The sequence below is a fragment of the Nesterenkonia sedimenti genome (genome assembly GCF_012641515.1).
Lineage (GTDB): Bacteria > Actinomycetota > Actinomycetes > Actinomycetales > Micrococcaceae > Nesterenkonia > Nesterenkonia sedimenti.
Map to the genome: position 1 here is coordinate 562192 of NZ_JABAHY010000001.1, position 21196 is coordinate 583387.

The window sequence follows — 21196 nt, forward strand, 5'->3', positions numbered from 1 at the left end:
GGCGTGGCGCGAAAATCCGCCTAACGACGCCGCGACCTGCAGTTTCGGCGGGAGGAGTCGAATAATGAGTCCGCTTACCCTGGGAAGCTCGTCAGGAAAAGTTCCCACAGATTTTACCGAGCTGCTTGATCACCTGGGATCCCGGCCCCAGCCTGCCGTTGTTCACTATGCCGCCGCAGACACCCGTGTTGAGCTCTCGGGACAGGTTCTGGCCAATTGGGTCACCAAGCTCATCGGGCTCTTCAACGAGGAGTATGACCTCACCGAAGGCGATGAGGTGCTCATCGACGCTCCCCCGCATTGGAAGGCGGCAGCAGCCAGTCTGGCCGCCGGGGCCATGGGCGCGGAGGTCGCGCTGGGCTCAGAGGGCTGGCCTGAGGCCGCCGTCGTCGTTACTGACCAGCCGTTGAGCTGGGTGGATTCGGACACCTTGGGTGACGCGGAGCTGGCCGCGCTCTCCTTGGGCATGCTGGACTCCTCCTTCGAGGAAGCCACCGGCGAGGAGATCCCGGCCTGGGTGCTGGATGTCTCCGCGGAGGTGCGTCAGCATCCTGATCAGCTGCTGATGCCGCTGCCTGAGGTTCCTCTGCCGGCTGCGGCGAACACCGGCGGCGAGCAGGGGCCACTGCTGCTGACCGAGTGGTCGCCGGAGAGTAATGATCGGATGCTGGGCACCTGGGCCCAGGGCGGCGTCGTCGTCCTCACTGATGGTCAGCCGGATGCAGAACTGGCCGAGCTGATCCGCAGCAACGAGGGTGTTTAGCGCTCGGTTTCTCCGCTGGCAGTTTCGGTGTCCAGGGCCGGGATCTGGCCGGTGTAAGGCGCGGCGTGTGCGGCTGCCTTGGCGGTCTCGGCATCACCCTCGCCGGTGAAGACCCAGTATTTATAGGCGATGAACCGGAAGACCATGGCCAGGCCCATACCGATGATGGAGCCGGAGACGAAGGATGCGAATTCGCTGCGCAGGCCCAGCACATAGAAGCTGAAGGCCACACAGCCGGACATGATCAGCAGTCCGATGACGTTCATCAGGATGAACATCACCAGTTCCCGCATCCGGGTGCGGGTGCGCTGGTGGCGGAATGTCCAGTACCGGTTGCCCACCCAGGAGAAGAGGGTTGCCACGGCCACGGCGATGGCCTTGGACTTCACATGGGAGTCGTCCATGGGGCCGGTGATAAGCCACAGGAACACGGCGGTGTCGATGAGGAAGGCTACCCCTCCGACGACGCCGAATTTGGCCAGTTCACGCCAGAGCAGGCGGAAGAGTCCCACTCCCCGGGTCCAGAGTTTCTTCACAGGGCTCCTTTTTCATGGTCTGTTCGCAGCGCCCCGGGCGTGGTGGCCAGATAGGCCTGTGCCGCCCCCTGATCTGGGGTCTCGGCAGTCAGGGTGAGGCGGGTGCCAGCGGGGATGAAGGCTGATTCACCGGGCGTGAGGGTGATCCGGCCGGAGATGGTCAGTTTACCTGCGGTGGCCAGCAGAATGGTTGGCGCTGTGAGCTCCCAGCCGGCGCTGAGCTCCTCGGTCTGAACTTCGAAGTTGTGCAGTTCGAAGTCCTCGGAGTCCGGGGCGTAGCACAGGTGGCGGCCACCGGTGAGCTCTCCGCTGGGCTGCTCCGGTGCCAGCCTGGGGTCGCTGATCACCTCGGTCGTGGTGACTTTCAGCAGTTCGGGGATATCGATGTGTTTGGGTGTGAGTCCACCGCGGAGCACATTATCCGAGGTTGCCTGCAGTTCGACGGCGACGCCGTGGAGGTATGCGTGGAGCACTCCGGCGGGGACATAGACGCCCTCGCCTGGTTCGAGGTCGATGCGGTTGAGCATCAGGGCCACGAAGAGCCCGGGGTCGCCGGGGAATCCGGAGGTCACTCGGCTCAGGGTGTCGGCCAGTTGGGGCTCGAGGTTATTGAGATTGCGGGAGGTGAGCTCCTCTGCCGCGACCGTGAGCAATCCGGTGGAATCACGCAGGGCGGTCTCCAGGGCTGCCGAATAGTCCTCGCGGAGGATGTCCACGCTGAGGCTTTCGATGGCCAGTGCGAGGTCCCCTTCGGCGATCAGCCGCTGGACTGCGTTGAGGTCGGCCATGATCTGTGCCGGTTCGCGAAAGCCGCAGAGCATGCTGAAGGGTGTCAGGGCGACCGTGAGTTCAGGCTTGTGGTTGGTGTCCTTGTAGTTGCGCTCCCCCGCACCGATGGCGACCCCAGCAGCTTCTTCGGCCGCATATCCGCTCTGGGCCTGGGCCTTACTGGGGTGGGCTTGGATGGAAAGCGGCTTCTCTGCGGCCAGGACCTTCAGCAGATAGGGAAGCTCCGGGATCTGCTGGTGTTCGCCATCCTCGGTGATCAGCTGGGAGGGCGCGGCCGGATGAGAACCCATCCAGACCTCTGCCTGGGGATGCGCAGATGGCGCCCAGCCGAAGACTTCACTGAGCGCTGTTTGCGAGCCCCATGCGTAATCTCGCACGGGGTTGATCATCCTGAACACCGAGGAGACTTTACCAGCGCAGGTCGGCAAGATCGCGGCTTTTTGCCCAAAATCACCTGTGAACGAGCCCCGAGGTGCACAACGTCACACCCCAATCCCCGCTTCGGTAAAATGTTACAATTCCGAAACATATTAGAAAACAACTTATTCACCGGTTCCCGTAAAGTCGCTCTTACACTTTCCAAATAAGACGAAGTTAACTAGCAAGAGGGGACACCCGTGTCTAAGAAATTCGCATTATCCTTGACCTCTGCTGCCCTGCTGGCGCTGACAGCCTGCGCCCAGGGTGGTGGCGCCGAAGTCGACGCCGAGGTCTTCGAAGACCCCACTGCCGGTGAGGTTCCTGCCGACTCCTTGGAGGGAGGCACTCTGACCTTCGTCTCCTACGGCGGCGGGTTCCAGGACGGTCAGGCTGAGGCCTTCGCCTATCCATTCGGCGAGGAGACCGGAGCCGAGGTCCTGGAGGACGGCCCCATCGATGACGCCCAGCTGCGAGCGCAGGTCGAGGCCGGCAATGTCTCCTGGGATGTGGTCAACCACAGCCCCGTCTATAACGAGGCCTACTGTGATGAGCTCTACGAACCCCTGAATTACGACCTCATCGATCTCTCCGAGTATCCGGAGAGCCTGCCCTTCGGGGACTGCTATATCTCATCCCTGCTCTACGGCTACGGCATCACCTACGACGCCGACGAATACGGTGAGGACGGCGGACCACAGACCTGGGAGGATTTCTTCGATACCGAGAACTACCCCGGGACCCGCTCAGTCAACGGCAACCCCTTGCCCACCGGCGGAACTCTCGAGGCCGCCCTGCTGGCCGATGGTGTGGACCCCGGTGACCTCTACCCCCTGGACATTGACCGGGCCATCGCCAAATGGGAGGAGATCGAGGATGATCTGACCTTCTGGACAACTGGCGCCGAGCAGACCCAGCAGATCCAGGGCGGGGAGGCCGATATCGTCTTCGGCTGGACCGGCCGGATCTATGAGGGCAATGTCGGCGGGGCCAATTTCCGTCCCACCTGGGATGCCAACTTCGTGCTGGCTGACACCTTCGCCATCCCTAAGGACACGGAGAACCTCGAGGCCGCCCATGCCTTCATCAACTACGCCATCGGTGAGACCCAGCAGACGGAGATGGCTGAGCTGACCTCATACTCCCCGGTGAATGAGAACTCCGACCCGGACTTCGACGAGGACCTTCAGATGTTCGATGTCTCCGCCCCCGAAGTCCTGGATGAGTCCATCGAGATCGACTGGGCCTATTGGGCCGAGAACATCGATGAGATCACCGAGGCCTGGTCGGCCTTCATCAACTAAATAGAGAGGCAGGCCCATGGCAGCCGAAACTGTTGCTGCGAAGCCCGCTCGTCGATCTCTGGGGCCCTACGGCATTCTTGTCGTCCCAGTAGTAGTCATTGTTCTCGTCGCGTTTGTAGTCCCCACGGTGCTGGTGCTTATCCGAAGTGTCACCGAACCCGAACTGGGGCTGCAGAACTTCCAATGGCTGCTGACCAGCGAGACCGCAGTCGATGTGATTATCCGAACCTTCCAGCTGGCGGGACTGGCGACTCTTCTTACCGCAGTGATCGCCTATCCCTATGCCTATGTGATGGCAACAGCTGGCCCCAAGATGCAGGCAGCGATGACGCTGATCGTCCTGCTGCCGTTCTGGTCCTCGATGATGGTGCGCACCTTCGCCTGGATCATCATCCTGCAGAACAACGGGGTGCTCAATACGATGCTCAGCTCCCTGGGACTGCCCACTATTCAGCTGTTGGGCACCCAAACGGCTGTGCTGATCGGCATGGTCCAGGTGCTGATGCCGTTCATGGTGCTGCCCATGGTCTCGGTGATGCGGTCCATTGATATGCGGATCCCGCTGGCGGCCCAGACCTTCGGCGCCCGGCCCATCAAGGCCTTCTTCACCGTGTATCTGCCCATGTCCCTGCCCGGTGTGCTCTCCGGTGCGCTGATCGTGTTCATCCTGTCCTTGGGCTTCTATGTGGTGCCGGCACTGCTGGGCTCGCCACGGCAGCAGATCCTGCCCAATGCGCTGTTCAACCAGATCCGTGACCTCAACAACTGGGGAAGCGGTGGCGCCCTGGCGGTGGCTCTGCTGTTCACCGTGGGAATGGCCTTCGTCCTGGTCTATCTGGTCACAAAGGCCCTGGGGCTGAAGCTGGGCCCGGTAGGAGGTTCCCAGGTATGACCAAGAATCGCCCCAAGATCAAGAAGTCCCGCCTGTTCCTCTACCTGTTGTGTGTGCCGATCGCCTTCTGGCTGGTCGCTCCCACTCTGGTGGTGATTCCGCTGAGTTTCACCCCGCAGCGGTCCTTCGCCTTCCCTCCCCCAGGGTTCTCCCTGGAGTGGTATGAGAACTTCTTCACCAGCCCCCAGTGGTTAGGCGGACTGTTGAACTCCCTACAGATCGCCCTATTAGTAGCCAGCATCTCCAGCATTCTGGGCACCCTTGCCGCCTATGGGCTGAGCAAGACATCGGGGTTCCGCAAAACACTGTCCAATGGTCTGCTGGTTTCCCCCATCCTCATTCCAGCAGTGATCTTCGGTGTCGGTGTCTATGCAGTCTTCCTGCGCACCGGCCTGGTGGGCACAATGGCCGGGTTCGTCCTGGCCCATACGATGCTGGCCCTACCCTTTGTGGTGGTCAATGTTGGGGCCGTCCTAGTCGCCTATGACACCCAGCTCGAACGTGCTGCCTGGGTTTCGGGAGCAGGCCGGATCAGGGCTTTTATGACCGTGACCCTGCCGGTGATCTGGCCGGGCGTGGCCTCCGGGTTCCTCTTCGCCTTCATCACCTCCTTCGATGAGGTGATCGTCTCGGCGTTCATCTCCAGCCCGGCACTGCAGACCCTTCCGGTGCGGATGTTCACCTCAGTCCAGCGCGAAGTCGACCCCACAATTGCTGCGGCTGCCACCCTGATCATCATCCTCACCACCGCTATCGCTCTGACGGCGATCTTCACTCGTAAGAAACGAAAGGTGTAGAAGCCCCCATGACTTCTGAACAGACCCCGGGTGCAGCTCTGGAACTCGACGGTGTAACCAAAAATTTTGGGTCCTTCACCGCCATCCAGGACGTCACCCTCTCCATCGAACCCGGAGAGTTCATCACCTTCCTGGGGCCCAGCGGCTCGGGCAAGACCACCACGTTGAACTGCATTGCCGGATTCGAAGACGTCACGGCCGGGGAGATCACCCTGGCCGGTCAGAGCCTCACCGACCAGCCGGTGCACCGGCGCAATCTGGGCATGGTCTTCCAGGGCTATGCGCTCTTTCCCCATATGAGCGTAGAGAAGAATGTCGCCTACCCGCTCAAACAGCGTAAGGTCCCCAAAGCCCAGCGGGAGAAAGATGTGACCGCGACCTTGGAGAAGGTGGGACTGACTGAGTTCAGGCACCGGCTGCCCAGCCAGCTCTCCGGCGGTCAGCGTCAGCGGGTAGCTCTGGCCCGCGCGATCTGCTTCAACCCTCCGCTGCTGCTGATGGATGAACCTCTCAGCGCCTTGGATAAGGCCCTGCGTGAACAGCTGCAGCAGGAGATCCGCCGGATCCACCGGGATCTTGGCACCACAGTGGTGTTTGTGACCCATGACCAGGATGAGGCCCTGGCCCTCTCGGACCGGATCGTGGTGTTCAATAAGGGCAAAGTGGTCCAGGTCGGCACGCCCCGTGAGTTGTACCTGCAGCCGGAGAACGTCTTCGTCTCCGAGTTCGTCGGCGAATCCCTGATGATCTCCGGTGACTACCGGAACAGCCAGTTCCATTCCGATTCCGGGACTGTCTTCGCCACCGACACCACCCAAGAGTTGGGGTGGACAGGCCCCGCGCAGATGATGATTCGACCGGAGAACATCTCAATCCACGACGCCGCAGCTTCTGCCGATACTGCCGCCACCGGAGAGTGCTCGGTCACCGGGTTCCTGGAGGACATCACCTATGTGGGCAATGCGGTGAAGTACCGGGTGGGTCTGCCCGATGGTGGAGGTATCGTCCGCGCTGAGGATATCGGCGGCGAGGTTGCCGATATCGGTTCAGAGGTGACCCTGAGCTGGGCTGCCGCTGATGCCCGGATCCTTGCCAAGGAGACCAGTGAGGAACCTGCACATGCGTAATGGATTTGGTTCCTTCTGGCTGCATGATGCTCCGGACCCCCACGGACCACGGCCCCGGCTGGAGGGTGAAGCATCAGCTGACCTGGTGATCATCGGTGGTGGGCTCTCCGGTCTGTGGACTGCCTATTGGCATGCCAAGCACTCCCCCGGCCAGCGGGTGGTGGTCCTGGAGAAGGAACGCGTGGGCTATGGTGCATCCGGGCGCAATGGCGGCTGGCTCAGCGGCAAAACCGTGGGGCTGCGCAAGAACCTGCTCAAGAGCGGGAAGACCTCGGCTGAAGCCCTCTGGATGGAACGCCGCTTATTCGCCGCAGTCGACGAGGCGCGAGACCTCCTGGAGAGCACCGGTGTCGATATCGGTGCGGCCAAGGGTGGGTGGATGCAGATCGCGCGCACCCCCAGCGGGATGGCGAGAATGCGTGCCTATGTTGAGCAGGAACGCCAATGGGGCCACCACGAGGAAGATGTCCGCCTGCTCAGTGCACAACAGACCGCCGAACGAGTGGCAGCCTCTGATCTTCACGGTGCTGTCTACTCTCCACACGCTGTCGGGCTGCATCCGGCAAAAATGATGTACGCCCTGGCGAAGCTCTGCACAGATCTCGGCGTCGAGATCTACGAGCACAGCGAAGTCACCGATATCAGCGGTGACACCGTCCAGACCCCGTATGCCACCCTGCGCGCAGAGACCACAGTCCTGGCCACCGAGGGCTACACCGCGGCACTTCCCGGCCGGAAACGCCAGCTGTTGCCGATGCTCTCCTCAATGATCATTACCGAACCACTGGATCCAGAGGATCTGGACCGGATCGGCTGGGAACACAGTGAACTGGTCAGCTGTGCTGAGCATATGTACTTCTACGCGCAGAAGACTGCCGATGGCCGGATCGCCATCGGCGGCCGGGGCAAGCCCTATAACTGGGGATCAGCCCCAGATACCAACGGTGAGCTCAACCCCAAGACTGTCCGGCAGCTGGCCGACACTGTCCAGGAACTCTTCCCGCAGGTCGAGCTGACACCGGCCCATGCCTGGTGCGGGGTGCTGGGGGTCTCCCGGGATTGGTCCCCCTTCATCGACTACCGGCCTGAATCGGGGCTGCTGCAGCTGGGCGGCTACGCCGGCCAGGGGGTCACCGCCTCCTATCTGGCCGGCCGCACTGCTGCCGAACTTCTGGCCGGGGAGGAGACGGAGCTGACGCGTTCCACCTGGGTTCGTCCGACGCCGAAGAACTGGGAGCCAGAACCCCTGCGGTGGCTGGGATCCAATGGGGTTTATAAGCTCTACCGGCTCGCTGATTCAGCCGAACGCCGCGATGGCGGGGAGAAGACCTCCGCATTGGCCACTATCGGCCATAAGGTCTCGGGACGCTAAGCCTCCAAGAAGCTGAGGTCTACGCTGGGGCCCTCCCCCAGGGCCAATGCTGCTCCGATTTCACCGAAGGCCGGGGCCATCTTGAAACCATGCCCGGAGAACCCGGCCATGACGATCACACCCGGCATCTCGGGGTGGGCGCGCACGTATTCATATCCGGTGGGTGTGAAGGACTCGAAATAGGAGGCTGAACGCATGGGGTGCAGCTGCAGGCCCGGCATATAGCGTTCCACCGCTGAGATGAACTGGTCCAATAAGTTCTGAGGTACCCGCACATCCACTTCATCCGGACTCGGCACCGCCTGGTCGGCATCGGAGCCCAGCCCCAGTTTCATGGCTGACCGGTCTGCATAGGGCAGCCCATAGACATAGGTGGGTTTGGTCCGCAGGAAGGGCAGCACCTTATCGAGGTAGCCGAGGTTCTTCGGGAAGAACCAGGCCGAGACCAGCCGGCGCATCTGCAGGAGTTCTGCCATCTCCGGGAAGAGCACGTTGGTCCAGGCCCCTGGGGCTGCCACCACCCGGTCATAGGATTCACTGCGTCCGTCGGCGGTCACGGTGACAGTATCGCCAGCCTGCTCGATGCTGTTGACCCGGGCCGACCGGCGGATCTCAGCACCATGCCGTTCAGCCTGGGCGGCTGCTGCGGAGACAGTCAGCTCAGGTTTGATGATGCCGCCATGACCGTCCCAGATCGTCACATCATTGGGGTCCAGACCGAATTCGGGGAACTCCTTCAGGGACTCCTCCCGGCTCAGAATCCGGGTGGGATGAGCGGAGGCTTCCGCTGCCCGCAGTGCGGTCTGAATATCTGGGCTGTCGGCATCGCCCATCACCAGCGCCCCGGTGATCTCTCGCAGCTGCAGGCCCGAATCCGCCTCGAGTTTGCGGTAGAGGTCATCGGCCCGGTCAGCGATGGGCGTGTAACCGGGGTCTTCGACCTGAATGGTGCGGAAGAGCCTCGTCTCACCACCTGCGGCGCCATTGGAATGCCCCGGGGAGAAGATCTCATAGCCGGTTACGTCATGCCCCTGCTGGGCAAGCTGCCACAGCACCTGGGCTCCCATGGTGCCTACTCCGACAACTGCGATCTTCATATCTCTCCCTGTCTAGCCTCCGGGGCTGCACTCTCCGTTATTGCTGGCGGCTTGGTAGAGGATCTCCGACTCAGGGTTCTGAGACTGAACCTCAATGAGGTAATCCTCAGTCAGCGGGGACCCATCGGGCTGGGTGAGCTGATCGGGGGCAGCGGTCTCCTCGGACTGCGGCTCATCATCGGCCACGGCCTCATCGGTCTGCTCCTCGGTGGGACCAGCCTCACCCTCGGCCTCGGCCTCATCCTGGGACCCTTCAGCCCCGTCACCGGAGTCACCGTTCTCGGTATCCCCGGAGTCCTCGGCGTCGTCTTCATCGGACCCTGAGCCGCCCTCCTCATCGGCGATGAGCTCATCGACCCTAGCGTGGATCTCGTCGAAATCCGGGTAGGTGGAGAAGAGATTGCTCGGCAACTCCTGTCCTGCGGTGGAGGGGTAGAGCTCCCCGACGTTACCCGGAGTGTCGAAATCCGGTGAGCCCAGGGTCAGTCGCTGCGGGGTGTGCTCCTGGGCATCGGCGGCCAGATCCAGGAGGCTGCCCAGCTGGTTCTGCGGGATATCGGTTTCGACGATGTTCTCACCGGCAGTCATGATGTCGGTGAACCGGGTCAGCAGGGTCTGCGGGGAGAACTGGCCGATCATCGCCTGCTGGACGCACTGCTGACGCTGCACACGGTTGTAGTCGCTGCTGTAGTCACGGGACCGTGCGTAGTAGAGGGCGTCGTCGCCGTCGAGATCCAAGGTGCCGGGTTCGAACCAACGGTCACCCCATTGGCCGGTCTCCGGATGCGGACCGCGGTGGGGCACCCATCCCTCGGAGTCCACGGTGATGCCGCCCATGGCGTCGATCAGCTGGGAGAAGCCACCCATATCGACCATGACGTACCCATGGATATTGAGGTCAAGAGAACCTCCGACGGCGTCCTTCATCGCCTCCACCCCGGGGTCGCTGGCCTCCGGGTAGAGGTCGGGGTAGTTGTTGTTCACCTCGGTGTAGAGGAAGTTGATGATGCAGTCATTGCCGCAGCTGAAGCCGTCGGGGTACTGCTCCCACAGTGGGGAGTCCTCGGTGAACTGTGCGTTCTGGAAGTTACGGGGAACCGAGATGATGATGGTCTCGGCGGTGTCCTGGTTGACCGAGACCACGTGGATGGAGTCTGGCCGGAGCCCGTCGCGCCCCTCGTCGGCATCTGCGCCCAAGAGCAGGAAGTTATAGCGGCCCTCATCGGCATCCATGGCCGGGCCTTGGCTGAAGATCGCGCCGAGGCCCTGACGTCCCTCGTTGAGCAGGTGGGCGAGGTAGCCCAGGCCGCCTGAGGTCAGCACGGTCAGCAGAATCAGCAGGATCGCGATAATCGGCTTGAACCCGGGTGCCAGCTGCCCGAATCGGATGAGTCTGAAGGTGTCCAACCAGAGCACCAGCCAGCCGATGGCCAACAGCGCGAGGATGATGGCGCCTGCCCACAGCACGAAGGGCTGGGTCAGCGCGGTCAGCAGGGTTCCGCGCATGGTGAAGTACATGGTCACCCCCAGCAGAAGGGTGAACCAGCAGCCGATGGTCACGGCCAGGGCGGCGCGCCCCAGGGACCGGGAGCCGGCTGCGATCTGGGCGCCGCCGGGGATGAAGAGGGTCAGGGCAGTGAGGATCAGCGCGCGTTTGCTGCGCTCGGGGGTGGTGGCCTGCCGCGGGTTGCGCAGGATGTCCTGCTCCCCGTGGAACTGGTGGTAGGTGATAGTGGGGGCGATCATCGCCGTGGATTACCCCGGTAGCTGGTCATCTGGGCGGCCTCATTGCGCAGGGCCTCACCCTTGGCGTGTGCTGCTTCGGAGAGTTCGGCCTGGAACTCGGTGAGCTTCTCCCGCAGGTCGGCGGCGAACTCATCGCTTCCGGCGGCGAGTGTACGCACGGCCAGCAGTCCGGCGTTGCGGGCACCGCCGACAGAGACTGTGGCCACCGGGACACCGGCAGGCATCTGCACGATGGATAGCAGAGAGTCCATACCGTCGAGGTGTTTCAGCGGAACTGGCACACCGATCACTGGCAGCGGGGTGACTGAGGCGAGCATTCCGGGTAGGTGGGCTGCTCCTCCGGCACCGGCGATGATGACCCGGATCCCACGGGTGTGGGCGGTTTTGCCGTAGTCGATCATCTCCTCGGCCATCCGGTGGGCGGAGACGACGTCGGCTTCAAAGGGGATCCCGAATTCCTCCAGGGCCTCTGCCGCGGCTTTCATGACCGGCCAGTCGGAGTTGGACCCCATGACTAGGCCCACCAGGGCGTTCTGGGTCTCGGCGGTGGTGCTCATGTATCAGCCTCGCCTTCGGTGAGAATCTGGGCTACATCGGCTGCAGTCTGCCGGGCGCGGGCCAGCCGGGTCCGGGCAGCCTCATAGGCCTCATCGGCTTTAGTGGTCTGCGCCAATAGGTTGATATGTCCGATCTTGCGCCCCGGTTTGGGGTCCTTGCCGTAGAGGTGGATCTTGGAGGCACCCGAGCGGCGCATGGCCGCGGGCACGGCCGCATGGAGGTCCTGGTTGCTGCCGCCGAGGAGGTTCTTCATCACCACATAGCCGCCGGCACCTCCGGTGACCGATGTGGCACCCAGAGGCAGGTCCAGGACCGCCCGGAGGTGCTGTTCGAATTGGCTGGTGACCGAGCCGTCCATGGTCCAGTGCCCGGAGTTATGTGGGCGCATGGCCAGCTCATTGACGTAGACCCCGGGGGCGATGCCGGCGTCGTCGTCATCTTCTGCGATTTCGAAGAGCTCGACGGCCAGCATCCCGGTCACACCGAGTTTCTCGGCGATGGTGGTCGCAATATGTTCGGCCTCTGCGAGGTGGTCTGCCGAGGTGGCTGGTGCAGGGGCGATCACCTCATCGCAGACCCCGTTGGTCTGGTTGGACTCCACAACTGGGTAGGCCGCAGTTGCTCCTGATGCCCGGCGGGCGACCTGGGCGGAGAGCTCACGGGTATAGGGGACTTTCTGCTCGGCCAGCAGCCCGGTTCCGGCCTCTGCTGCCCGGTCGAACCAGTCCTGGGCTTCTGCGGCGGCCTCGGCGTCGTCGATGATCCGCACACCTTTGCCGTCGTAGCCGCCACGGGGAGTCTTCAGCACCACGGGCCAGCCGGCCTCGGCTGCGAAGCTCTTGAGGTCCTCTGCGGTGTGGACCTCGGCCCATTTGGGGTTGGGCAGCCCGAGGTCCTCCACCGCCTGGCGCATGGCCAGTTTGTCCTGGGCGTAGATGAGTGCCTGGGGCCCGGGGTTCATGGTGATACCGGCCTCGCCCAGTGCGGAGAGCACCTCGGCGGGGACATGCTCGTGGTCGAAGGTCACTGCGTCCAGCCCGCGCGCGAAGTTCAGAACGTCTTCGGGGCTGCGGTAGTCGCCGATCGTGGTGTTCGGGATGACCTGGGCCGCTGAGGCTTCAGGGGTGCCGGCCAGCAGATGCAGCTCGATGCCGAGTTCCACGGCGGCGGGCGCCATCATGCGGGCCAACTGTCCATCACCGAGTACCCCGACTTTGGGCAGAGATGTATTCACAGTCCCCCATTATGCGCCCTTATTCGGATCCCTTCTCAACGCAACACCGGACCCGGCTGGACTCTAGGCATCTGCGGCGCGGCGGTCTACCGTGGAAGTAGCCGGTCCGTCCGCCGGAGAAGGGACAGTCAGCGATGTCACGGTATGTGGTGGTCTTCGATTCCTCCGAGCCCCGTGTGCGCCAGGAGGCTGCACCGGGCCTGTTGAGCGAGCACGGATTGTCCACGGGCAGGTATTTTCCTCGCCTGGGTATTGGGGTGGTTGAGGCCGATGCCGGGCAGATGGCGGCGTTCAGTTCCAGCTGCCGGCAGCAGAATCACACGGTGAGCTTCACCCCGGAGCTGACCTACTACGCGATCAGTCAGCCGCCCGAATCAGGGTTTGAGGACACTGAGGAGTGGACCTGGGGGCTGCAGGCAATCGGTATCTCCACCGCCCAGGAGGCAGGTCTCACCGGCGCGGGGGTGCGGATCGCGGTCCTGGATACCGGTATCAATTCGGGGCATCCGGATTTCAGCGACCGCGCGGTGACCGCGGAGTCCTTCATCGAGGGTGAGGGCCCTGAGGATTCCCACGGTCACGGCACTCATTGCATCGGGACTGCCTGTGGCCCCTGGCAGCCTGGTTCTGGTCCCGGGTATGGGGTCGCCCCCGGTACGGAGATCTTCTCCGGGAAAGTCCTTGGCGCTGATGGGTCGGGGTCGGATACTTCGATCCTGGCCGGTATCGACTGGGCTCTGGAGAATGACTGTCAGATCATCTCGATGTCCTTGGGTGCTGATGTGCGTGAGGTGCATCAGCCCTATGTGACTGCCGGCCGACGTGCCCTGGAGAACGGTTCGCTGATTGTGGCGGCTGCTGGGAATAACGCTCAGCGCAGCGCCGGTGACCAAGGTTTCGTCGGCGCCCCGGCGAACAGCCCCCATATTATGGCTGTCGCCGCGCTCGACGCCGACCTGCAGGTGGCCGATTTCTCTGCTCGGTCCCTCCCGGAGGAGGGTGGGGAGGTCAATCTGGCAGCCCCAGGGGTGGATGTGCACTCAGCCTGGACTGGTCAGGAGGCCTCCCGGTCAGAGAGTGGAACCTCCATGGCGGCCCCGCATGTTTCCGGTATCGCTGCACTGATCTGTGAAAGCTCCGGGCTCCGCGGTGAGGAGCTCTGGGAGGCACTCATCAGCGAGGCTGCGGCCCTGCCGGACCAGGAGACTGAGGACGTCGGCGCGGGGCTCGCACAAGTTCCGGAGTAAGTGATGCCGAAGCAGCAATGGGTAGTAACCGTCGACGATGAGCATCTGAGCCGACTCAGCAGTATCGCCGCCGAGTTGGAGGCCGCGGGTCTGACTGTTGATCGTGTCCTGAAGAGCCTCGGTCAGATCACCGGTTCAGCAGATATCGACGACGACGCCGCAGCCACTTTCAGGAGCACGCTCGCCTCCACAGATGGTGTGATCTCAGTCGATAACAGCCAGCAGTACCGCATCAACTCCGCGGAGCAATAAGCACTACTCCCCTGTTGTGCCGGCGAGGTGTTTGAGCAGGCCTGCCAGCGTCATACTGCTGGGCGGCAGCGCGGTATTGAGCTGTTCACGGCTGAGGCCGCTGGCCTTTATGCGCAGGGTCTGCCTGTGGAAGTCCAGGAACCCGGTGAGCAGTTCCAATTCGCTTCCGGTCAGTGGTGGGTGACTGCGCTGTTCGGCAGCTGTCGTGACGGCGTCGTCGCTCATGGTGGTCTCCTCCTGTGCTTCACACTCCAGCCCCAGCCGAGCCTGGCACCGATGGGTTGGGGATAATGAGGGGAAACGGATACTGAGGGAGGACGATGACGCCGAAGAGGGCCGGGGGCGGGGAACCAGCCGAGAACTATGTGGAGGCACTGCGTAAGGGGGTGCCGTTCCGCAATGAGGACGGTGTGCTGGAGTACCCCACGATGAGCAGCCGGCCCCAGCCGAATTTTGTCCTGGATCCACTGCACCGTTTCCTGCTGATCGGCAGTGTGGTGACGACTGTCGCCTATACGCTTTTTATCTGGATTCGGATCCCCGGGATGCCGGATGAGGTGCCGATGCATTTCGCCGCCGATGGGTCGGTCAACCGTTATGGCTCACCGATGGAGATGATCGGCCTGTCCATTCTGATGATGGTCACTATCCTCGGCTGTGCTGTGTTGGCCCGTTTCCCAAGGGTCTATAACTACGGGTTCGGCAAGATCACCGAGGACAACATCCAGGCTCACTATAAGAACGGCGTTCAGATGATGGTCTGGACGGTCTTCTCCATGACCGTTCTGTACATCATTGCCTTGGGTAGCACGGCCGGCGACTGGGCGATGAGTCCAGCAATCTGGCTTGCAATGGTTTTGATGCTCGGCTCGATGGGCTACTTCATTCTGCGCATGTCCAAGCTCTAGCGGTGCTCCGCTCAGGCGGCCGCCGGGCGTGTTTCTTCGCTCCCCTCACCAAGGGCTGGGGGATCTGCGTTGGGTGGTGGGAGGTAGCCGTGGGATTTGAGTCTGTGGTGTCTGCGGCAGAGTGCCCAGAGGTTGGAACCAGACGTGGGTCCGGCTCGCTCGTAGGGGATCTGATGGTCCAGATCAGATCGTTCGGCGGGGATGGTGCAGCCGGTGGCTTGGCAGATCCCGTCGCGGAAGATGATCGCGTCCCGTAATCGTTCGGGGGCGAACCGTCCGTTGTAAACGATGCTGAGGATATCCCGGTCGGCACGTCGCTGGTTTGTGCGGGTGCCAGCGGTGTACCACTCATGCTCGGCCTCGGGATCAGCTGCCACCTTCCTGATGTCTGAGGCGAGGATGACGGTGGCCCGATCTGCGCTGATGGCGGGTTCCTCTGATTCTCCGGTGAGCGTCTCTTGGGGGACCATGACGCAGATCTTTGCGGAGATTGGTGCGCTGTAGCAGTGGCCATCCCGGAGCCATGCGCTGAGCAGATCGGCCTCCCGCTGGCGGATGGTCCGGTCATCGACCCCGCCGGTGGTGTTCTCGGGGTCGTGGTCCTGATACCGGGCATCATGATCCACCGGCATGGTCTCGCCCATTCCCACTGCGGCCGGATGAGGTCCCTCGGCGACCTGGTGAGGCCTTAGTCGGTCAGTAGGCACTCCTGCTGCGGCGAAGGCCGGCGGCTGGTCAGTGTCTTTTGGCTGTGCACGGTTCATACCCCGGGCCGCTGCATTTACCTTCTTCTCAATGGCCTTGGCCTCAATCGTGGGGATGAAGAGTTCAACCAGGCTCATGCCTTCTCCGAAGTGGGTAAAGGTCACAGACCGACGGTCTTTAGCGTCCTCGGCTGCCTCGTTGAAGAGCTCCATATCCAGTTCGGGGATCCTGCGGATAATCCAAGACCGCAGCTCGGTGGGTGTCTTTCCCGGGGCGATGTCGACCAGTTCCTCGTCAATGATCTCTAAGAGGTCGTCTCGGTGAATGAGCGGGAGGGTCTCCACAGCGGCCTTGCGCAGATTGGTCAGGGCAATGGCACCACAGCGGAAGGCTTTCCAGAACTTCGGCAGATGTTCACGGACGTATTCGGCGGCATTGAGTACTGCGGTGGCCTGCTGGTCACTCATCCCCAGCAGGAGTCCGGCATGCCGGTTGGCCTGGCGATTATTTGCAGCTCGTACATGGGGGTTCTCGCCCATGGTTTCTTTCCACCGGGTCCCACGATGGGTGAGGAAGTGCTCGATAGAGGCAGCCGTTGCACGGTTGGCGTCAATGATGGATTCCCAGGCAGCTTCGAGTTCCTCATCACCGATGAGGTGAGAGGCACGCTCCGGAATCTCCGGGCGGGGAAACTGCTGTTCATCCTTCATAAAAGCCACGCTACCCCTGGGGGTGGACATGCCCAGATACCAGGCAAGCCACCCTTCCTAGACCACTGTTTAGCTTCATGATTCCACTGTATGAGGGGGTCCGGACATGCCGGTGTTCCACCCGAGAACAGGGGGTTCTCAGGACGTGGAATCACCCGTTTCAACTCCATACGTTAACGCTATATGGAACCCTGGACACGCCGATGTTCCGGATGAGGATTCCATATCCATTTCGACCCCAATTTTAATGGCATGTTCAGAGCCGGTCATATCTTCAAGGCTGAGGCCAGCAGGGCATGAAAGGAGCTGATCGCTTTCACAATGACGAGACCTCTTTATTCCTCCTCGCGACGATTCAATCGTTCGGCTCCCACTCCCCCACTGGAAACTGGTCAGATCTGTATTGAGATCCGAGTTGCAGGGTTGAACCCCGTGGACTGGCAGATCGTGGAGTCGGAGGAACTCAGCTCAGCCTTCGGACTCAGCCTCCCCTCGGGCTTCGGCAATGATTTCGCCGGCGTCGTCGTTGAACTAGGTCCCGGTGTCACCCGGTGGAAGGTGGGTGACCGCGTCTACGGCGGTGCACGGGGAGCCGCAGTCGCAACCTCTGTGGTGCTGGACGAGCATCATCGCAGCCTGCACCGCACTCCCGATCAGCTCAGTGACCTCACTGCTGGAGTACTCGATATCGCCGGCCGCACCGCCTCTGCGGTAGCCGATGCCCTGAGCTCCCAGCCGGGGCCAGGGTAATCGGAACTGGTTCAAAGGCCTCGTTCCAGAACATCCGCGCTCTCGGAGCAGAACCGGTGGCCTATGGTTCTGAGCTAGCTGAATCACTCCGGGGGCTCGGCCCCATATCAGCGGCCGCGGATCTCCACGGCATAGCCACTGCCGAGACTGCTCTAGGCCTGGGTGTGCCGGCCGAGCGAATCCTCACGATCGAGGCTGAAGACCCACCGCCGGGCGTACTGGCCGTCAACGGTTCCGATGCCAGGGCCGATGCCCTGGAGGAACTCGCCGAGCTCATCATTGCCGGTCAGATCCGAATTCCCATTGCCGCGCGGTTCGAACTGGCGGACTTCGCCGAGGCAGTTGCCTTGCAGCGCAGCCGTCATGCCCACGGCAAGGTGGCTATCGAGATCAGTCGACCATAAGACTCAGTCGGTGTAGGACTGCCATTTCTTGCGGTGGTGCTCGGTCTCCACGATCCGAACGGTCCCGGACTTCGAGCGCATCACAATCGACTGGGTGCTCACGTGATCGCCGCGGTAGCGGACACCGCGCAGGAGGTCGCCGTCGGTGATACCGGTGGCTGCGAAGTAGCAGTTGTCACTGGCCACCAGTTCCTCGGTGGTCAGGATCTTGTCCACATCGTGGCCGGCGTCGATCGCCTTCTGCTTCTCCTCATCGTCCTTCGGTGCCAGCCGTCCCTGGATAACACCGCCGATGGCGCGGATCGCGCAGGCGGTCACAATGCCCTCCGGGGTTCCGCCGGTGCCCATGAGTACATCCACGCCGGTTCCGGGCCGGGCAGCTGCGATACCGCCGGCGACATCGCCGTCCATAATGAATCGGGTCCGAGCCCCGGCCTCCCGGATCTCCTCCACCAGCTTGGAGTGACGGGGACGATCCAGCACGCAGACGTTGAGCTGGTCGATGGTCTTACCGGTGGCCTTGGCGATCAGATGCAGGTTCTGCTTCACCGGCAGCCGCAGATCCACCATGTCAGCGGCCTCGGGACCGGTGACCAGTTTGTCCATATAGAACACTGCCGAGGGGTCGAACATGGACCCGCGTTCAGCCACTGCCAGCACGGCCAGGGCGTTGTCATAGCCCAGGGCGGTCAGCCGGGTGCCATCAATGGGATCCACCGCCACATCTGCCTCGGGCCCGGCACCGTTGCCGACCCGCTCGCCGTTGTAGAGCATCGGGGCCTCATCCTTCTCGCCCTCACCGATGACCACAACGCCATTGAGATTCACGGTGTCCAGCAGCGAGCGCATCGCATCCACTGCCGCACCGTCTGCACCGTTCTTATCCCCCTTGCCGACCCAGGCACCGCCGGCGATCGCGGCGGCCTCGGTGACGCGGACAAGTTCCAGAGCCAGGTTGCGGTCCGGCTCATCATCACCCACGGCAAGCCGGGGGTTCAGGTGTGAGAAGTCGTCGTCGCGCGTTGCGGTCTCTGCGGTCACTGTTGTCCACCTCAAAGGTCTCGGGGCACCTGACGTCCTCGTCAGGCTGACTCCAGCATATCGACACCCCGCTAATGAGAGAATGAAGGACGTGACTGACCAAAAAGAGGCACCCGTTAAGATCACCGAATCGCAGGCCAAACGGCTCCGTACTCCCATGATGGGAATGATCATCACCATGGTGGTGCTCACCGGCGGATTGGCAGCCCTGTGGTTCATCAACCCCGAACCCGATGTGACCTACACCCGGGATGAGAACGTCAAGGTTGAGGCCTGGTACATCTCCTTGGAAATGCAGCAGGAGCTCGAGGGTGTCCCCGAGGAGGAGGCCGCTGAGCTGGATCCCTTCATCGCCATCGCCCCTGAAGTTCCCGAGGGCTGGACCGCCAATTACACCCGCTGGGGCCCGGTGGCTGACCACGGTGTGCGTGCCTGGGAGGTCGGCTACACCACCGATGCGGTGGACTTCCTCGGTTTCGCCCAGACCGATGAGGCCACTGAGGCCTGGGTCAACTGGGAGACCGAACAGGCTCAGCCCACCGGCACCGCAACCTTCGCCGGATTGGAGTTCGAGGTCCGCGATGAGGGCTCCCGCCAGTACTTCGTGCTCGATGCGGAGAATAACGACGTCGACGGCACTACAGTTGTGATCAGCACCGACGCCGGCGAGGACGAGATCGAGTCCGGCATCACCGCTATTGTTGAAGCTCTCGGCCAGGAAGTGGAGCAGCCCTCCGAGGATGAGCTCGAGGACCTGGAACTGAGCGAGGACCAGATTGAGGAGTTGATGGAGCTTGAGTCAGCAGACGGTGAATGAGCGCAGCCAGCCCAACCCCGCGGAGGCCTGGCAGCTGCTCAAAGAGGGTAATGAACGCTTCGTCACCGGCGATGTCGCCCACCCCAACCAGAATGCTGCCCGGCGTTCCTCACTGACTGAATCCCAGCATCCGATGGCGGTGATCTTCGGCTGCTCGGACTCCCGACTGGCCGCTGAGATCATCTTCGACGTCGGCCTCGGCGATGTCTTCGTCATCCGCACCGCCGGTCAGGTGATCGACGATGCCGTACTGGGTTCGGTGGAGTTCAGCGTTGATGCCCTGCAGGTCCCGCTGATCGTGGTGCTCGGCCATGACTCCTGCGGCGCAGTCTCCGCCACCCTGGGTGCTGCCGAGCAGGGTGAGATGCCCAGCGGCTATGTCCGCGCATTGGTTGAGCGCATCCTCCCCTCAGTGCTGGCTGCCCAGCAGGCCGGGGTAGCCGGGGTCAATGAGACCGTTGAGGAACACGTCAAACAGACCGCCACCCGCCTGACCGAACAGTCCCGAGTCCTCCACGATGCGGTGGCCGAGGGCCGCACTGCTGTTGTCGGTGTGACCTACCGCCTGGCCGAGGGCCGGGCCGATGTCGTCTCCACGATCGGAAACCTCTGAAGTAGAGCCGTGATTCAGTTCATCAGCCAGCTGCTGACCTCCGGTGATCCGGGTGAGGTGGTGGCTGGTGTTGTGCTTCTTCTCGGCGGTGCTGCCTTCGCCGTCTGCGGTACGGCTCTGGCGTATATCGATGCCCAGGAGCATCGGCTGCCCAACCGGATCGTCTACCCTTGGGCGGCGCTGACCTTCGGCCTGCTGATCCTGGTCAGCTTTCTGCTCAATGACCCCATCGGCCTGGGCCGGGCCGTGCTGGCAGGACTTGGCTGGGGTGTGCTGTTTCTGCTGGTGCGGCTGGCCTCCCCGAAGTCCATCGGGATGGGCGATGTGAAGCTCAGTGTGGTGTTGGGCCTCTACACCGGGTTCCTGGGCTGGGAGGTCTTCGCCGCGGGTCTGGTGATCTCGTTCCTGCTGGGCGGACTGGTCTCCCTGGCCCTGCTGATCAGCCGCCGGGCCTCATCACATACCCGGATCGCCTTCGGCCCCTTCCTGATCCTGGGCTCTGCGCTGGCTCTGATGTTCAGCTGAGCCGGACTCCGCATAGGGTTGAGGGGTGGCTACCCCGGAATACATCAAAGACCTCCGCACTCAGATCGGGCATCAGGAACTCTTCCTGCCGGCTGTCACTGCAGTCGTACTGAAAAGGACCGACGACGACGGCACCGAGCTGGAGACTCCTGAGGTCCTGTTGGTCAAACGGTCCGATGACGGCCGCTGGGGTGCAACTGCCGGCATTCTGGAACCCGGTGAGGAACCGGCCGCCGCGGCCGCCCGGGAGGTCCAGGAGGAGACCACGGTCCTCGCCGAGCCGGTGCGGGTCACCGGGGTCAGTGACCACGGCCAGGTGGTCTACCCCAATGGGGATGCCTGCCGATTCCTGGATATCGCCTTCGAACTGAAGTACCGCAGCGGGGAGCCTGCCCCCGGGGATGACGAATCCACTGCTGCGGCCTGGTATCCGGTGGATCAGCTGCCTGAACCCTTCGTGGAGCAACACCGCGAGCGCATCCGCTGGGCCCTGGATTCAGGGGCCCCAGGCCAGTTCAAGGACTAGCTGTAGTTCCTCGACACGTTGTGAACGGTCCGTGAGTTAAACAGAGACCTCCGGTATCGGTGTGTG

24 protein-coding genes are annotated in these 21196 nt (G+C 62.7%); 15 read left to right on the top strand and 9 right to left on the bottom strand.

Annotated elements, in window-relative coordinates; all coding sequences use genetic code 11:
* Window positions 1-64: 64 nt before the first annotated feature.
* Window positions 65-763, top strand: coding sequence for a TIGR03089 family protein (locus HGQ17_RS02790; RefSeq protein WP_168886410.1), 699 nt, complete (start codon window positions 65-67; stop codon window positions 761-763).
* On the opposite strand, the gene HGQ17_RS02795 is transcribed toward HGQ17_RS02790, so the two are convergent.
* Window positions 760-1299, bottom strand: coding sequence for a GtrA family protein (locus tag HGQ17_RS02795; RefSeq protein ID WP_168886411.1), 540 nt, complete (start codon window positions 1297-1299; stop codon window positions 760-762). The two genes, HGQ17_RS02790 and HGQ17_RS02795, sit on opposite strands and share 4 nt — an antisense overlap.
* A complete protein-coding gene (gene manA, locus HGQ17_RS02800) occupies window positions 1296-2465 on the bottom strand; it encodes a mannose-6-phosphate isomerase, class I (RefSeq protein ID WP_211090337.1) in 1170 nt (389 codons plus the stop codon). Before manA ends, HGQ17_RS02795 begins: the two co-directional genes overlap by 4 nt.
* 240 nt (window positions 2466-2705) lie before the next feature.
* Between manA and HGQ17_RS02805 the strand changes: the two genes are divergently transcribed.
* Genes HGQ17_RS02805 through HGQ17_RS02825 form a run of 5 tightly spaced genes read left to right on the top strand, consistent with a single transcriptional unit; the run spans window position 2706 to window position 7997 of the window.
* A complete protein-coding gene (locus tag HGQ17_RS02805; protein ID WP_168886413.1) occupies window positions 2706-3809 on the top strand; it encodes a polyamine ABC transporter substrate-binding protein in 1104 nt (367 codons plus the stop codon).
* A gap of 16 nt (window positions 3810-3825) precedes the next feature.
* Window positions 3826-4701, top strand: coding sequence for an ABC transporter permease (locus tag HGQ17_RS02810; protein WP_168886414.1), 876 nt, complete (start codon window positions 3826-3828; stop codon window positions 4699-4701).
* A complete protein-coding gene (locus tag HGQ17_RS02815) occupies window positions 4698-5498 on the top strand; it encodes an ABC transporter permease (RefSeq protein WP_168886415.1) in 801 nt (266 codons plus the stop codon). The genes HGQ17_RS02810 and HGQ17_RS02815 overlap by 4 nt, the downstream gene beginning before the upstream one ends.
* An 8-nt stretch (window positions 5499-5506) precedes the next feature.
* The gene (locus HGQ17_RS02820; RefSeq protein ID WP_168886416.1) at window positions 5507-6625 is read left to right on the top strand and encodes an ABC transporter ATP-binding protein; all 1119 of its coding nucleotides are present in this window, start codon (window positions 5507-5509) and stop codon (window positions 6623-6625) included.
* The gene (locus tag HGQ17_RS02825; protein WP_168886417.1) at window positions 6618-7997 is read left to right on the top strand and encodes an NAD(P)/FAD-dependent oxidoreductase; all 1380 of its coding nucleotides are present in this window, start codon (window positions 6618-6620) and stop codon (window positions 7995-7997) included. The genes HGQ17_RS02820 and HGQ17_RS02825 overlap by 8 nt, the downstream gene beginning before the upstream one ends.
* Here the strand turns inward: HGQ17_RS02825 and HGQ17_RS02830 are convergent.
* From HGQ17_RS02830 to HGQ17_RS02845, 4 genes are read right to left on the bottom strand one after another with little or no spacing between them, the layout of a single operon-like run.
* On the bottom strand, window positions 7994-9094 hold the full coding sequence (locus HGQ17_RS02830) for an FAD-dependent oxidoreductase (protein ID WP_168886418.1): 1101 nt from the start codon (window positions 9092-9094) through the stop codon (window positions 7994-7996). The genes HGQ17_RS02825 and HGQ17_RS02830 overlap by 4 nt on opposite strands.
* A gap of 12 nt (window positions 9095-9106) precedes the next feature.
* On the bottom strand, window positions 9107-10840 hold the full coding sequence (locus HGQ17_RS02835; protein WP_168886419.1) for an LCP family glycopolymer transferase: 1734 nt from the start codon (window positions 10838-10840) through the stop codon (window positions 9107-9109).
* Window positions 10837-11397, bottom strand: coding sequence for a 5-(carboxyamino)imidazole ribonucleotide mutase (gene purE, locus HGQ17_RS02840; protein ID WP_168886420.1), 561 nt, complete (start codon window positions 11395-11397; stop codon window positions 10837-10839). Before purE ends, HGQ17_RS02835 begins: the two co-directional genes overlap by 4 nt.
* Window positions 11394-12632: a 5-(carboxyamino)imidazole ribonucleotide synthase gene (locus HGQ17_RS02845; RefSeq protein ID WP_168886421.1), complete on the bottom strand. Its 1239-nt coding sequence runs from the start codon at window positions 12630-12632 to the stop codon at window positions 11394-11396. The genes purE and HGQ17_RS02845 overlap by 4 nt, the downstream gene beginning before the upstream one ends.
* A 134-nt stretch (window positions 12633-12766) precedes the next feature.
* On the opposite strand from HGQ17_RS02845, the gene HGQ17_RS02850 reads away from it, so the two are divergent.
* A complete protein-coding gene (locus HGQ17_RS02850; RefSeq protein ID WP_168886422.1) occupies window positions 12767-13879 on the top strand; it encodes a S8 family serine peptidase in 1113 nt (370 codons plus the stop codon).
* 3 nt (window positions 13880-13882) lie between these two features.
* Window positions 13883-14131: a type 1 glutamine amidotransferase family protein gene (locus tag HGQ17_RS02855; RefSeq protein ID WP_168886423.1), complete on the top strand. Its 249-nt coding sequence runs from the start codon at window positions 13883-13885 to the stop codon at window positions 14129-14131.
* A 3-nt stretch (window positions 14132-14134) separates the two neighbouring features.
* Here HGQ17_RS02855 and HGQ17_RS02860 read toward each other — a convergent pair whose 3' ends face one another.
* Entirely contained in the window at window positions 14135-14356 is a 222-nt protein-coding gene (locus HGQ17_RS02860; RefSeq protein WP_168886424.1) for a mycothiol transferase, read from the bottom strand.
* A 95-nt stretch (window positions 14357-14451) separates the two neighbouring features.
* Here HGQ17_RS02860 and HGQ17_RS02865 point away from each other — a divergent pair, with 95 nt between their 5' ends.
* Window positions 14452-15039 (top strand): DUF1648 domain-containing protein, encoded by a 588-nt coding sequence (locus tag HGQ17_RS02865; protein ID WP_168886425.1) that lies wholly within the window; start codon window positions 14452-14454, stop codon window positions 15037-15039.
* Between the two features lie 11 nt (window positions 15040-15050).
* On the opposite strand, the gene HGQ17_RS02870 is transcribed toward HGQ17_RS02865, so the two are convergent.
* Entirely contained in the window at window positions 15051-16454 is a 1404-nt protein-coding gene (locus HGQ17_RS02870) for an HNH endonuclease (RefSeq protein ID WP_168886426.1), read from the bottom strand.
* 321 nt (window positions 16455-16775) lie between these two features.
* Between HGQ17_RS02870 and HGQ17_RS02875 the strand changes: the two genes are divergently transcribed.
* Both HGQ17_RS02875 and HGQ17_RS15660 read left to right on the top strand, forming a co-directional pair.
* A complete protein-coding gene (locus tag HGQ17_RS02875) occupies window positions 16776-17204 on the top strand; it encodes an alcohol dehydrogenase catalytic domain-containing protein (RefSeq protein WP_229503214.1) in 429 nt (142 codons plus the stop codon).
* A 56-nt stretch (window positions 17205-17260) separates the two neighbouring features.
* A complete protein-coding gene (locus tag HGQ17_RS15660) occupies window positions 17261-17608 on the top strand; it encodes a zinc-binding dehydrogenase (RefSeq protein ID WP_168886428.1) in 348 nt (115 codons plus the stop codon).
* Window positions 17609-17611: 3 nt separating this feature from the next.
* Here the strand turns inward: HGQ17_RS15660 and glpX are convergent, their stop codons facing one another.
* The gene (gene glpX / locus HGQ17_RS02885; protein ID WP_168886429.1) at window positions 17612-18649 is read right to left on the bottom strand and encodes a class II fructose-bisphosphatase; all 1038 of its coding nucleotides are present in this window, start codon (window positions 18647-18649) and stop codon (window positions 17612-17614) included.
* Between the two features lie 91 nt (window positions 18650-18740).
* Here glpX and HGQ17_RS02890 point away from each other — a divergent pair, with 91 nt between their 5' ends.
* Genes HGQ17_RS02890 through HGQ17_RS02905 form a run of 4 tightly spaced genes read left to right on the top strand, consistent with a single transcriptional unit; the run spans window position 18741 to window position 21130 of the window.
* Window positions 18741-19466, top strand: coding sequence for a DUF4245 domain-containing protein (locus HGQ17_RS02890; RefSeq protein WP_168886430.1), 726 nt, complete (start codon window positions 18741-18743; stop codon window positions 19464-19466).
* Window positions 19444-20079: a carbonic anhydrase gene (locus HGQ17_RS02895; protein ID WP_211090339.1), complete on the top strand. Its 636-nt coding sequence runs from the start codon at window positions 19444-19446 to the stop codon at window positions 20077-20079. The genes HGQ17_RS02890 and HGQ17_RS02895 overlap by 23 nt, the downstream gene beginning before the upstream one ends.
* 9 nt (window positions 20080-20088) lie before the next feature.
* Window positions 20089-20604, top strand: coding sequence for a prepilin peptidase (locus HGQ17_RS02900; protein WP_168886431.1), 516 nt, complete (start codon window positions 20089-20091; stop codon window positions 20602-20604).
* A 25-nt stretch (window positions 20605-20629) separates the two neighbouring features.
* Window positions 20630-21130, top strand: a complete 501-nt coding sequence (locus tag HGQ17_RS02905; protein ID WP_168886432.1) for an NUDIX hydrolase — start codon at window positions 20630-20632, stop codon at window positions 21128-21130.
* The last annotated feature ends 66 nt before the right edge of the window (window positions 21131-21196 follow it).